Annotated in this window: 12 protein-coding genes; 1 reads left to right on the forward strand and 11 read right to left on the reverse strand. The window is 69.6% G+C overall.

The annotated features are described in order from the left end of the window. Window positions 1–63: 63 nt before the first annotated feature. From AC07PR_RS08675 to glf, 6 genes are all read right to left on the reverse strand, one after another. The gene (locus tag AC07PR_RS08675; protein ID WP_495135028.1) at window positions 64–1,434 is read right to left on the reverse strand and encodes an ATP-binding protein; all 1,371 of its coding nucleotides are present in this window, start codon (window positions 1,432–1,434) and stop codon (window positions 64–66) included. A 26-nt stretch (window positions 1,435–1,460) separates the two neighbouring features. After that, entirely contained in the window at window positions 1,461–2,267 is an 807-nt protein-coding gene (locus AC07PR_RS08680) for a response regulator transcription factor (protein WP_495135029.1), read from the reverse strand. 11 nt (window positions 2,268–2,278) lie between these two features. Beyond that, entirely contained in the window at window positions 2,279–3,169 is an 891-nt protein-coding gene (locus tag AC07PR_RS08685; protein ID WP_495135030.1) for a dioxygenase family protein, read from the reverse strand. A 126-nt stretch (window positions 3,170–3,295) separates the two neighbouring features. Beyond that, window positions 3,296–5,101, reverse strand: a complete 1,806-nt coding sequence (gene msbA / locus AC07PR_RS08690) for a lipid A export permease/ATP-binding protein MsbA (RefSeq protein ID WP_495135031.1) — start codon at window positions 5,099–5,101, stop codon at window positions 3,296–3,298. An 84-nt stretch (window positions 5,102–5,185) separates the two neighbouring features. After that, a complete protein-coding gene (locus AC07PR_RS08695) occupies window positions 5,186–6,058 on the reverse strand; it encodes a hypothetical protein (protein ID WP_495135032.1) in 873 nt (290 codons plus the stop codon). Between the two features lie 7 nt (window positions 6,059–6,065). Then, a complete protein-coding gene (glf, locus tag AC07PR_RS08700; protein ID WP_483107027.1) occupies window positions 6,066–7,169 on the reverse strand; it encodes a UDP-galactopyranose mutase in 1,104 nt (367 codons plus the stop codon). 187 nt (window positions 7,170–7,356) lie between these two features. On the opposite strand from glf, the gene AC07PR_RS08705 reads away from it, so the two are divergent. Next, window positions 7,357–8,490, forward strand: coding sequence for a glycosyltransferase (locus AC07PR_RS08705; protein ID WP_495135033.1), 1,134 nt, complete (start codon window positions 7,357–7,359; stop codon window positions 8,488–8,490). 58 nt (window positions 8,491–8,548) lie between these two features. On the opposite strand, the gene AC07PR_RS08710 is transcribed toward AC07PR_RS08705, so the two are convergent. From AC07PR_RS08710 to AC07PR_RS08730, 5 genes are all read right to left on the reverse strand, one after another. Continuing rightward, on the reverse strand, window positions 8,549–9,643 hold the full coding sequence (locus tag AC07PR_RS08710; RefSeq protein WP_495135034.1) for a glycosyltransferase family 2 protein: 1,095 nt from the start codon (window positions 9,641–9,643) through the stop codon (window positions 8,549–8,551). 10 nt (window positions 9,644–9,653) lie between these two features. After that, entirely contained in the window at window positions 9,654–10,367 is a 714-nt protein-coding gene (locus tag AC07PR_RS08715) for a glycosyltransferase (RefSeq protein ID WP_377161847.1), read from the reverse strand. Window positions 10,368–10,486: 119 nt separating this feature from the next. Next, on the reverse strand, window positions 10,487–11,644 hold the full coding sequence (gene lapB / locus AC07PR_RS08720) for a lipopolysaccharide assembly protein LapB (protein WP_377153589.1): 1,158 nt from the start codon (window positions 11,642–11,644) through the stop codon (window positions 10,487–10,489). After that, entirely contained in the window at window positions 11,634–11,933 is a 300-nt protein-coding gene (locus AC07PR_RS08725; RefSeq protein ID WP_377153591.1) for a LapA family protein, read from the reverse strand. The genes lapB and AC07PR_RS08725 overlap by 11 nt, the downstream gene beginning before the upstream one ends. Before the next feature lie 182 nt (window positions 11,934–12,115). Then, on the reverse strand, window positions 12,116–12,691 hold the full coding sequence (locus AC07PR_RS08730; RefSeq protein WP_495135302.1) for an O-acetyl-ADP-ribose deacetylase: 576 nt from the start codon (window positions 12,689–12,691) through the stop codon (window positions 12,116–12,118). Between the last annotated feature and the right edge of the window lie 93 nt (window positions 12,692–12,784).

Below are 12,784 nucleotides of genomic sequence, written 5' to 3' on the forward strand. Positions count from 1 at the left end.
ACCGCACCACGCCATGCCGAATGGGGCCGGAGGAGATGGATCTTTGCAAGGGACGGTGACGTCTCAGGTCGTCAGGCGGAGTTCAGCCATGAGTCCGCCTTCCGGGCGATTCGACAAGGTCAGCGATCCCCGCTGCCTCAGCGTCAGCTCCCGCGCGATGTAGAGCCCCAGTCCCGCGCCGCCGGTGTGACGGTTGCGGGAGTCCTCCAGGCGGTAGAACGGCTCGAACACCGCTTCCAGCTTGTCCTCCGGAATGCCGGGGCCTGGATCGGTCACGCGCAGCCAGGCGCCTTGCGCGTCCCGGCCGACGCGGACCTCCGCGCTGCCGCCGTAGCGCACCGCGTTGCCCACGAGGTTGCCCAGCACGCGCCGCAGCGCCATCGGCTGGCCTTTGGCGAGCACCGGCGCGCCGTTCATCGACTCATCGTCAGGCGACGCGCTGTCGTCCTCGAAGCGCACCGGCATCGCCTGCTCGATCAGGTCGTCGGTCAGCGCCTGCGCCAACGCGCCGAGATCGACGTCGACCAGCGGCTCCGCCGCGCCCGGCCCGTCGCCGCGGAACAGCTCCATCACCGCGTCCACCAGCGCATTCATCTCGCGGATGTCCTCGACGGAACGCTGGCGCTGGATCTCCTCGATATCCAGCGTCTCCAGCCGCATGCGCAGCCGCGTCAGCGGCGTGCGCAGGTCGTGGGAGATCGCCGCCACCATCAGCCCGCGCTCGTTGAACTGCCGCCGCAGCTGGCGCGCCATCGCGTTGAAGACCTGCGCGCTCTCGCGGACCTCCAGGGTGCCGCGCTGCTCGTCGAGCAGCGGCAGCCGGTCCTGCTTGTGCAGCGATTGCCCCAGTTCCTGCGACGCCCGCACGAGATCGCGCATCGGGCGCGACAGCCAGCGTGAGGCGATCCAGGCCGCCAGGCCGGTGACGAGCAGGCGGATGCCGTAGTCGAGCGTCAGTTCCCAGGCGGTCAGCGCGCGGAACGGGCCTCGCCACTGCGGCTGCGGTCCTGGGGGCTGCGCGCCCTGCGTCTGCGAGGGCGGCGGAAAGCCGCGGAAGCCCTCGCGCGGTGGCATCGGCATGTCGCCCGGGAGAGGCGGCTCGTCGCGCAATTCGGGGTCGGCGCCCATGCCTTGCGGTCCCGGTCCCGGGCCAGGCCCGGGTTCGGTTCCGGGTCTTGGTCCGGGTCCGGGCACCTGAGGCCCGCGCACGAGTGCCGGCATCGGCGGCAGCGACGGCACGCCGTGCATGCGCAGGGCATAGGGATCGCCGCGCGTCCAGGTCACGACGCCGATCGCCAGCGCCTGCGCGACCACCAGCGTGACCCACAGCAGGAGAAAGATCCGCCGTGCGAGCGTGTCGCCGAAAGCCCGCGCGAATCCGTCGCGGATCACGACGGTCCGCCGCTTCAGGCGATGCGTCATTCGGTCCGTCATGCGGTCCGTCCCGGGATCCGGAGCGCTCAAGTCTGCACCTGGGCGTCGAAGAGGTAGCCTTCGCCGCGCATCGTGCGGATCAGGCGCGGCTCCTTGGGCGAGTCGCCGAGCTTCTGCCGCAGCCGCGAAATCGTCAGGTCCACGCTGCGATCGTTGACCTCGACGCCGGGGGCGCGTGTCAGCTCGATCAGCTGCTCGCGGCTCAGCACGCGTCCGGGCCGCTCGACGAGCGCGCTCAGCATGCGGAATTCGGCGCTCGACAACGGCACCACCACCTCCTGCGGCGAGACCAGCTGCCGCAGCAGCCGGTCGAAGGCCCAGCCCTCGAAACGGAACTCGCGGCGCGTCTGCGCTTCGTGTTCGCCGCGACGCGCGCGGCGCCGGATCGCGTGGATGCGGGCCACCAGCTCGCGGGGCTCGAAGGGCTTGGCCAGGTAGTCGTCGGCGCCCATCTCCAGGCCGAGCACGCGGCTGATCGGATCGCCGTGCGCCGTCAGCATGATCACCGGCACCGACGGGTGGTGCTGCTGGATCCACTGGCACAGCGTCAGCCCGTTCTCGTCGGGCAGCATCAGGTCCAGCACGACGACGTCGAAGACCTGCGTCGCCATCAGGCGGCGCATCTCGCGGCCGTCGCCGGCGGTGCTCACCGCGACGCTGAACTTCTGCAGATACTCGTCGAGCGACCGGCGGATCTCCGCATCGTCGTCGACCACCAGACACCGCGTCATGCGCACCTCCACCGGCGCCGCCGGCGGCATGCCGGGGCCAGCCTCGGACGATACACCGGGGTCCGCGGCGCCGGCACGGGTCGTCGGGATGAAGCGCGGCATGGGCGTCCGGATCAGGCGGCGATGCCCACCGTCAGCGTCGCGGCGTAGCCGCTCGCGACGTCGCCGGTGAGCGTGGCCAGTTGGGTCGTGTAGCCGTCGCTGAAGACGTTGTCGGAGGCGAAGGTGATGCGGTTGAAATTCGTCAGGCTGCTGCTGTAGCCCGAGGCGGTGCTGTAGACCGTCGTGCAGACCGCCGTCGGGAACGCGATCTGCGAGGTCTTGATCTTGTTGGCGTACGAGGTCGCGACGTCGGCGCTGCGGTAGACCTCGAAGTGCATGTGGGGCATGCGGCCGTCGTAGCAGCCGGGGAAGATGGTCGTGAAGGTGACCGTGCCGTCGCTGCCGGTGCTCTGCACGCCGCGCAGGTAGTTCTCGTTGACGACGCTGGCGCTGTAGAGGGAGTAGCGGCCCTCCCGGTCGCAGTGCCACAGGTAGATCGCGTAGCCGGACAGGTCCGCGCAGCTGCTGCTCGCGTTCACCAGCTTCAGCGTGAGGGTCAGCGGCACGCCGCCGGCGGTACCGCTCGCGGTGCCGATGCTGGTGCGGATGTCGCTGCGCACGATGCCGCTGAGCGCCAGCGCGTTGGTGATCCCGCTGCCGTTGCTGTTGGAACCGTCGCCGGGATAGGGGCCCGCGGTTTCCTCGGGGATCACCGAGCAGCTCGCGGTCGATCCCGTGGAGCCGGTCGATCCCGTGGAACCCGTGGAACCCGTACCCACGGTGCTCGTGCCGGCGTCCGCGCCGCCACCACCGCAGCCGAGCAAGGTCAGGCCGCCGAGGCCGGCGACACCCGCCAGCAGGCCCAGCGCGCGTCGGCGCTGCTGGAGCACGGCAAGGTCGTGCGCGAGGCCTTGATCATGGTCGTGGCCGGATTCGTGCGGGGTGTGGCGGTGTGGCTGCATGCGGAGCTCCTGAAGGGGATGCTCCGCATTGGATCGATCGGCCTTGTCGGGGGCTTATCGTCTTTGTGTCAGCGTTGACAAGACGGGCTCGGACCGAGGACAGGTCCGAGGCGCGGTGGGCGACGCTCAGTGCTGGACCTTCACCATGCCGGCGTAGACGCCGTCCCTGGCCACCAGCTCGTCGTGGTCGCCGGACTCGACGACCTGGCCGTCGGCCATGACCTGGATGCAGTCGGCCCGACGGATCGTCGACAGGCGGTGCGCGATGACGATCAGCGTCTTGCGACCCTGCCATTGCTCCAGCGCCTGCTGCACGGCGCGCTCGCTCTCGGTGTCCAGCGCCGAGGTCGCCTCGTCGAAGATCCACACCGGCGCGTCCTTGTACAGCGCGCGCGCGATCGCCAGACGCTGGCGCTGACCGCCGGACAGCTTGCTGCCGTTGGCACCGACGGTCGTGTCCAGGCCTTCGGGCAGCGATTGCGCGAAGTCCCACAAGGCAGCGGCCCGCAACGCCTGTTCCAGTTTCGCGTCGTCGCGCATCTGGCCGTAGGCGATGTTGTCCGCCACCGAGGCGTCGAACAGCACGATGTCCTGGGACACCACCGCGAACTGGCGCCGCAGGTTGGCCTTCGTCAACTCATCGATCGAGACGCCGTCCAGCAGGATGCGGCCGCTGTCCGGACGCTCGAAGCCCAGCAGCAGGTTGACCACCGAGCTCTTGCCCGCGCCCGAGCTGCCCACCAGTGCCGTCGTCCTGCCGGCGGGGATGTTCAGGTTCAGCGTGGCCAGCGCGTCGCGGTTCGCGCCGGGATAGCGCAGCGTGACCTGCTGCAGGGCGATGTCGCCGCGCACGTCGCTCAGCTCGCGCGTGCCGGTGTCGGGCTCGGCCGGCGTGTCCAGCAGACCGATGCAGCCGCGCGCGACGACGAGCGCGTTCGTGATGGGCTGCATCACGTCGCTCAGGTGCCGCAGCCGCGAGCTCATCAGCAGCAGCGCCGCGACGAAGGCCGCGAAGTCGCCCACGCCGGTGCCGTTCACCCGCGACTGGTAGAGCGCCAGGCTCACGATGAGCGAGATGCCGATGCTCGCCATCAGCTGCGAGAGCGGCTGCGCCATCGCATTGGACGCCGCCGTCTTCAGCGAGCTGCGCTGCACCTCGCGCGCCCGGTCGGCGAAGCGCCGCGTTTCGTAATCGGCCGCGTCGAAGCTGCGCACCACGCGCCAGGCGCGGGTGACGTCCTCGACGACGGAAACCAGCCGCAGCTGCGCGTCATAGGCCCAGGTGCCCATGCGCCGGACCCGCTTGTTGACCTTTCGCACCACGAAGGCCAGCCCCGGCACCGTGATCAGCGACAGCAGCGTCAGCTTCCAGTTGATGAAGAACAGGTAGCCCATCAGCGCCAGCGCCGGCAGGCCGTCGCGCAGGATGGTGACCAGCGCGCCGGCGATCAGCGTCACGACATGCTGCGGGTCGTTGACGACCTTGGTCACCGCGGTGGCCGGCTGCAGGCTCGTGTAGACGCGGGCGTCGGCGCGCAGCAGCACCTGCAGCAGCGCCGCGCGCAGATCCATGACGGTGCGCGAGATCGTCCAGTTCAGCATGTACTGGCCGCAGAAGCTGAACAGGCCGCGCAGGGCGAACAGGCCGATCAGCACGATCGGGACCATCCAGATCGGGAAGCTGTACTGGACGTGCATGCTCGGCACGGCCGTGCCACCGGGCAGCGTGGTCGCCGCGGCGCTCTTGCCCTGGAAGCCCTCGCCGAGCGCGAAGCCCAGCAGTTGCGGGATCAGCGGTTCGGTCAGCGCCACCAGCACGAAGGAGACCACCGACAGCAGCAGCCCCCAGCGGTGCGGCTTCATGAAGCGCCACAGGCGGCTCGCGGTGGGGCCGAGCGATTCGTTGTCTTTGGCGGAGGCTTGGTCGGTCATGGCGCAGGTCGGCGCCGGACGCGATGCGCCGGCCCCGGCCAGGGGATCGATGGGAGGAAGCGGCGATTGTGCCGGAGTCGCGGCTCAGCTCGATTCGTCGAGCCAGGCCGTCACGACGCGCGCGGCGCGCCGCTTCCAGCGGATCCACTTGTTGGGCGTTTCCCGCGCGACGAACGTGCGGCGGTACCACGGGCCGTTCACCAGCCCGGGCGCTTCCCGGGCGATCAGGTCCATGCTGGCCTGGCGCAGGATCTGGCGTTCCTGCCAGGCGGTGCGGCCGTTGCGGTAGACCTTGCCGCCGCTGGTCACCGGGCGGCGGTGGCTCGCCATCACCGCGTCCAGCAGCGCCGTGCGGGTCTGGCCGCGCAGCTGTTGCAGCGTCGGGATCAGGAAGCGGTCCAGCCCCCAGGACGAGACGTTGTCCTGGTAGTACGCGCGCGCCGCCATGAACAGGTCGCCGCGGTAGAAGGGCATCATCACCTCGACCCAGTCCACCTCGCGGTAGATGCGGTTGGGCTGGTGCCGCATCCACTGGTGCGAGTACGGGCTGTCGTGGCTCAGCGAGGGCGAGAACACGTCCAGGCGCTCGACGCGCCCCAGGTGCAGCGCGGTGTTGAGCTGGCTGACCGACAGCAGGATGTCGTCGTCGATCACGCCGACGTACTCCGGCCAGGGACCGGCGCCGGCATCCGCCGCCGTGGCGGCGAGGTGATCGGACAGGTGCTTGAAGATCTCGCCCTTGCACTCGGTCTTCGCCGCGAGCACGGTCGTCGGCTGACCGCGCAGCAGGCGCGCACCGGCGGCTTGCCGGCCGGTGTAGTCGAACAGGATCCAGTCGAACTCGGGCGAGGCGTCCAGGTGGACCAGGCTCAGCGGTTCGCTCGTGCCGTCCCAGGACACCAGCACGACGGGGCGCCGGATCGCGGGCGGCGTCCGGTCTTCGGAATAAACGCTCATCCCGCCATTATGTTGGCGGCGTTTCCAGCAGGTCCTGGGCCGTCTTCAGCGCGGCGGCCACGATCTGGTCCATGTTGTAGTAGCGGTATTGCGCCAGCCGGCCGACGAAGGTGACGCCCTGGGCCTGCTCGCCCATCTCGGCGTACTTCTTGAAGAGCGCCTCGTTCTCGGGCCGTGGCACCGGGTAGTACGGATCGCCCTCGGCCTGCGGGTACTCGCGCACGATGGACGTGCCCGCATGCGTCTCGCCGGTCAGGTGCTTGAACTCGGTGATGCGGGTGTACTCGTGGTCGTTCGGGTAGTTGACCGTGCCCACCTGCTGGACCTGCGCGGTCGTCGGCAGGTGCTCGTGGTCGAAGCGCAGGCTGCGGTAGGGCAGGGCGCCGTGGCAGTGGCCGAAGTAGGCGTCGATCGGGCCGGTGTAGATGATGTGCGCGCCGGGGAAATCGCCGCGGACCTCCTGGAAATCGACGCCGGTGCGGACCGTGATGCCTGGATGGTCCAGCAGCCGCTCGAACATCGCCGTGTAGCCGTCCGCCGGCATGAACTGGAAGGTGTCGCTGAAGTAGCGGTCGTCGTCGTTGCTGCGCGTCGGGATGCGCGCCGCGACGCCGGCCGACAGCTGCGACAGGTCCAGTCCCCATTGCTTGCGCGTGTAGCCGCGGAAGAACTTGTCGCACAGGTCGCGGCCGACGCTGTTCAGCACCACGTCCTCGCTGGTCTGGATCGGGTCGCGCGGCTCGCGCACCGTCTCGAGGTAGCCCTGCACCTCGTCCTCCGTCAACGACAGGCCGTAGAGCGTGTTGATCGTCGTGCGGTTGATGGGGATGGGCACCAGCTGCTCGCCGACCTTGGCCAGCACGCGATGCTCGTAGAAACGCCAGGTGGTGAAGCGGGACAGGAACTCGAAGACCTTCTTCGCGTTCGTGTGGAAGATGTGCGGCCCGTACGGATGGATCAGCACGCCGTGGGCGTCACGCTCGTCGTAGGCGTTGCCGCCGATGTGGGGGCGCTTGTCGATCAGGTGGACGGTCTTGCCGGCATCCGCCAGCACGCGCGCGCAGACCGAGCCGGCAAAGCCGGCGCCGACGATCAGGTAATCAGTCTTCATGGTCGAGCCCGGTGGGCTGTCTCCTGCATTCAATTCGTTCGGATTGTGATCTCCGCTGCGGCCGCGATCCTCCGGAACAACCCAGCTTTAGCGGGGCTTCTCAGCGCCCAGCCGGCCTTCTTCGGCAGCCGTCGTGCCCGCGGCGTTCCTCGCCGGTAACCGAACGTGCCCCGCATACACTGCCGCGATGTCTGAGATTTCCCCGAGCGGCCCGGCGGCGCCCGAGCGCCGCCGCGTGCTGCACTTCGTGACCGGCGGCTTCTCCGGCGCCACGCAGGTGGCGGTCGATCTGTGCCTGGCGCAGCTGAAGAGCGAGCGCATCGCGCCCATCCTGGTCCTGCGCCGCAAGATGCGCACCGAGAACGCCACCAAGCTGGCCCGCATCCAGGCGCTGCGCGAGCAGGGCCTGCCCGTGTACGTCGTGCCCGGCTGGGCGCACCTGGCGACGATCTGGGCGCTGCGCCGCCTCTGCGAGCAGTTGCACCCCGACGTGCTGATGGCGCACGGCTTTCCCGAACACCTGCTGGGCCGTCGCGCCGGGCGCCTGGCCGGCGTGCCGGTGCTGGTGCAGGTCGAGCACAACTCGCGTGAGCGCTACACGCGCTGCAAACGCGCGCAGGCGCGTCGGCTGAGCGAGGTCAGCGCGCGGCTGGTCGGCGTGTCGGAGGGCGTTCGAAGACGCCTGGTCGACCTGGGCATGCCGGAAGAGAAGACCACGGCGATTCCGAACGGCATCCGGCTCGATCGCTTCGCCGCCGCCGACGACCGTCCGGCCGAGCGCCGCGAGCCCGGCATCGTGATGTCGGCGCGCTTTGCGCGACAGAAGGATCCGCAGACGCTGATCCGCGCGCTGGCGTTGCTGCGCGAGCGCGGCCTGCGGCCGGTGCTGCACCTGGCCGGCGGCGGCAAGGAGGCCTACCGGCGCGCCACCGAGCGCCTGACCCGGCAACTCGGCTTGGGCGACCAGGTGCGCTTCCTGGGGCATCACGGCGACATTCCGGGCCTGCTGATGAGTCAGCAGATCTTCGTGCTGTCGACGCATTGGGAAGGGATGCCGCTGGCCCTGCTGGAGGCGATGGCGGCGGGCTGCGCCTGCGTGGCGTCGCTGGTGCCCGGCGTCGAAGGCGTGATCGAGGACGGGCGCACCGGCCTGCTCGTGCCGGAGGCGGATCCGGCGGCGCTGGCCGACGCGCTGGAGCGGCTGCTGCGCGATCCGCCGCTGGCCGGACGGCTCGGCGCCGCGGCGCGTGCGCGTGCGATCGAGGAGCACGGCGTCGACCTCATGATGCGGCGCTACGAGGACATGCTGCTGGCGCTCTGAGGTGGAAGGGCGGCGTAGGCCGGTTTCGTCCGGCCACGCGGTGGCGTGATCGCCCGCCTCAGGCCGTGGCGGCGCTGCGCTGGTCCTCGGCGCGACGCAGCCAGTAGCGCAGGCGCATCGCACGGATGAACCAGCCCCGGCGCTTGTAGGCGCGATCCAGTTCGCGCAGCGGGATCGGCGATGCTTCCTCGAAGGCCTGGCGGAACATCGCCACCATCCCCGCACAACCTTCGGGTTGCGCCTTGTCGGCCATGCGCGAGGCGCCGATGAAGTTGCGCGCCGCGAAGTGCGCCCAGGCGAAACGCGCCGCATCGTCCAGCGGCGCTCCGAGTGCCGCGTCGCGCAGGTTCGCGAGCGCATGGGCCAGGTGCTCCGCCTTGGTCATGTTGGGCGTGCTCAGGATGGAACCGGCCCGCTGGCGGTAGGCCACCCACACTTCCGGCTCGTACCACGAGCTCTCGGCGAGCAGCGCCAGCAAGGGCGTGGTCGCCATGTCCTCGAAGTAGCGGCCGACCGGGAAGCGCACCTGTTCGCCCCAGACGCTGCGCCGTGCGATCTTGGACCAGCTGTGCATCTGGCCCGCCTCGAACAGGCCGCGGATCAGCAGCGACGGATCGCGCAGCAGCTGGCGTTCCGGACCGGTGAAGGTGCGCCGATGCAGTTCGCCGCGCAGGCGGTGCTTGAGCTTCATCCGCTCGCGCAACATGAAGAAGTCGCACAGCACCAGCGCCGGCGCGTGCCCCTGGACCACCTGTCTCAGCCGCGGGATCGCGCCCGGCATCAGGTAGTCGTCGGAGTCGAGGAACCACACGTACTCGCCGCGGGCCTCCTGCAGCATGGTGTTGCGTGCGCCGGAGAGTCCCTGGTTCTGCCCGTGGAAAAGGCCCCGCACGCGCACCGGGCCGTCGGCGTGCGCCGCGACCAGCGTGCGCACGAGCTCGTCGGACCCGTCGGTGGAGCAGTCGTCCACCATCAGCACCTCGACGCCGGCATCCGCCTGCGAGAGGACGGAGTCCAGGCACTCGCGCAGGTAGTCCTTGACGTTGTGCACGGGAATGAGCACGGACAGCCAGGGCGTCGCCCCACCGACCGGGCTCGCAGTGTCCTGGGCCTGCCGGTCGGGTGACGGTGCGGACGGAAGGGGGCCGTTCATGGTGCGTGGCTCACTCGTGCCAGTGATCGGCGATCCACGGCGCAGGTTTCGGACGGCGCCAGTTGCCGTTGCTGCGGCCGGCCAGTGCATCGGGCGGGTTCATGACGCCGTGGAAGATCAGGATCCGCGCGCCGTCGGGGATGAAGGGCGCCTGGAAGTAGTTCATCGGCCAGCGCGGGATGCTGTGGTACTTGAAGCTCGCGCACCAGCGGTCGTCCCAGTACTTCAGCAGGCCCTTGCGATGCATCTCGTCGGACAGGTAGGCCTGCTCGTTGCGGAACTGCCGGCGGACCGCGTCGAACTCGCGCCGGAACTTGACCAGCACCTCCGGGTGCGCGCCCAGCGTGAAGCGGTAGACCGAGGAGTTGCCCGTGATGCGCCAGGGGCGCTTCCAGTCATGGATGATGAGGAACTCGCCGGGCTCCTCGAAGAAGGGCGTGATGTCGTCGACGATCACCACGTCCAGGTCGAGGAACAGGGCCGTGCCGCGCAAGCCGTACTTCTGCACGAGGTCGTCGCTGAAGGTCGTCAGCTTGGTCCAGCCGCGCTCCGGGCTGCCAGGCGGCAGGTCCAGCGGCGGGATCGGCAGGCATTCGACCTCGGCACGCACGCCCTCGCCGCGGTCGGTCAGGCAGACGAAGCGGAAGTCGCCGCGCAGGTGCCGGCGCACCATCGCGTACAGGCGGTTGACGTACTCGGGGCCGTACTTCGTGCCCCACTTCATGCACAGGATGACGCGGTCGCCGGACGCGGGGACAGGTGTTGCCGGGGTGCCGGCCGGTGCGGTGGCCGGCGTGTGGGCGGCCGGGGCCGGAGCGGAGCTCATCGGGGTGGTCATCGGTGTCAGAGCTCTTCGACGTGGCGGGGCGGATAACTGTCCCAGCTGAGGCAGCCCGGGCATTGCCAGAAATAGTGCTGCGACTCGAAGCCGCAGGCGGCGCAGCGGTAGCGCTGCAGCGGCCGCACGGCGCGTTGCAGCGCGGTGCCGACCAGTTGGGCCTCGTCGTCGTTGAGCGGCTGCTGGCGCGTCTGGCTCTGCTGCAGCAGCTGCGTCGCAGCCGACAGGGCCGGCTCGACGCGCAGGTGCTCGGTCAGGCGGCGGCGCTGCGCGTCGGGCGCGGGCTCCAGCAGCGCGATGGCCTGCAGCAGCGCCATGCTCGGATGGCGGCGGTACTGGGCCTCGATCAGCGCCAGCGCCTGGGGCGCCGTGCCGGTGGCCTGGGCGGCCTGTGCGTAGTCGCGTGCGACGAGGTTGAAGGCGTCGGGGTTGGCTCGCAGCAGGTCGCCGTAGAGGCCCATCGCACCGGCCTGGTCGCCCTGGCGTGCCAGCATCTGGCCGAGCAGCACATAGGCCCGCGCCGATTGCGGCGCACGTTCGCGGGCCTGGTCCAGCCAGCGGCGCGCCTGCGGCTCGTCCTGACGGGCCTGGGCTTCCAGCGCCAGTTCGCACCAGTAGTTGGCGATGCGGCTCGCGAAGCTGCCGGTGCCGGCCGCCTCGAGCTGCTCGGAGACTTCGGCCGCCTTCGCCCACTCGCGCGAGCGCTCGTACAGCGACAGGAGCGCCAGCGCGGCCTCGTGGTCGAAGGCCGTGCCCTTGAGCGCCTCGTAGGCGGACTCCGCGCGGTCGAACAGCCCGGCCTTGAAGAAGTCCTGCGCCAGCGCGTACTGCGCGCGATCGCGCTCGGACTTCGGCAGGTCGCCGCGCGACAGCAGATGCTGGTGCACGCGCACGGCGCGCTCGTATTCGCCGCGGCGGCGGAACAGGTTGCCCAGCGCGAAGTGCAGCTCGGAGGTGTCGGGGTCGGCCTGCACCGCTTCGATGAAGGCGTCGATGGCCTTGTCCTGCTGCTCGTTCAGCAGCAGGTTCAGGCCTTTGAAGTAGGCGCGCGGGGCGTCGCGCTGTTCGCGCTTCCATTGGCGTGCGTCCAGCTTGGACGCGAGCCAGCCCAGTCCGAAGACCAGGGGCACGCCGATCAGCAGCCAGCTGAGATCAAATTCCATCGGGGATCTTGGGGTCGTTGGCGGTCGCGGTCGCCGAAGGGGGCGGCAGGTCGTCCGCCGGAGGGAGCGATCGCGCGGCGGCGCGCTTGTGGCGCCACCAGGCCGGGACCATCGCCAGCACGCCGAAGGCGCAGCCCATCCCGAAGGTGAGCAGCACCACGATCACCAGCGGAGCGCGCCAGGACTGGCCAAAGAACCAGTGCACGACGACCTCCTGGCTGTTGTTCAGCGCGAAGGCGAAGAGACAGAAGAACAGGAATGCTCGGAAGAGCCAGACCAGGATTCGCATGGGGGGCGATTCTAGGCGCGTGCGGAGTACGCCATGACCGATGGCAGGGCGAGTTAACCCCTGCATACATTCGGCCAACGATCGATCGACCGAGCGTTCCTAACCGGGGCCTGGATCAGGCGGCGCTTGAAATCTCCGTGCCGCGCGTGCCTGACGGGTCATCGACGGGCCGGCCTGCAAGGTCACGCTGGCAGCTTGTCCAGTTCCTGCAAGTAGAGTTCGAGATGCCTGTCGGAGGAGCAGCAGAAGATCACCTCCTTGATCGACGTGGATCTGGTCAGGAAGTCGGTCACCGTGCGCACCGCGATCTGGGCGGCTTCCGGCGCAGGGAATCCGTACGAGCCTGTGCTGATGCACGGGAAGGCCACGCTGCGAGCGCCTTTCCTGGACGCCTCTTCCAGGGAGCGGCGGTAGCAACTGGCGAGCAGACTGGCCTCGTCATGGTGGCCGTTCTGCCATTTCGGTCCCACGGTGTGCACGACATACAGCGCCGGAAGGAGGAAGGCGCGGGTGACCTTGGCGTCGCCGGTGTCGCAGCCGCCCAGCGGCTTGCAGGCTTTGAGCAGATCCTTTCCAGCTGCCTGGTGGATGGCGCGATCGACACCCCCTCCGCCCAGCAAAGAGGGCTTGGCGGCATTGACGATGGCATCGACCGACAGTGTGGTGATGTCCGCGCGAATGGCCTGAAGCTTGGTCTGCGCCGGTGTCTGCGAGGCTTCGCCACTGACCGCGCTCGCCGAGGCCGGATCCTCGCGCAGCGCAGAGGCGTCGCCGGACGTGCGCCGGGCGGCTGTCGGTGGGCCCCGCCTTGTCTGCGCCAGTGCGAGATGGTTGAACGCAACCAGCGTCGT

It is taken from the genome of Roseateles sp. GW821-FHT09H11 (assembly GCF_059415845.1).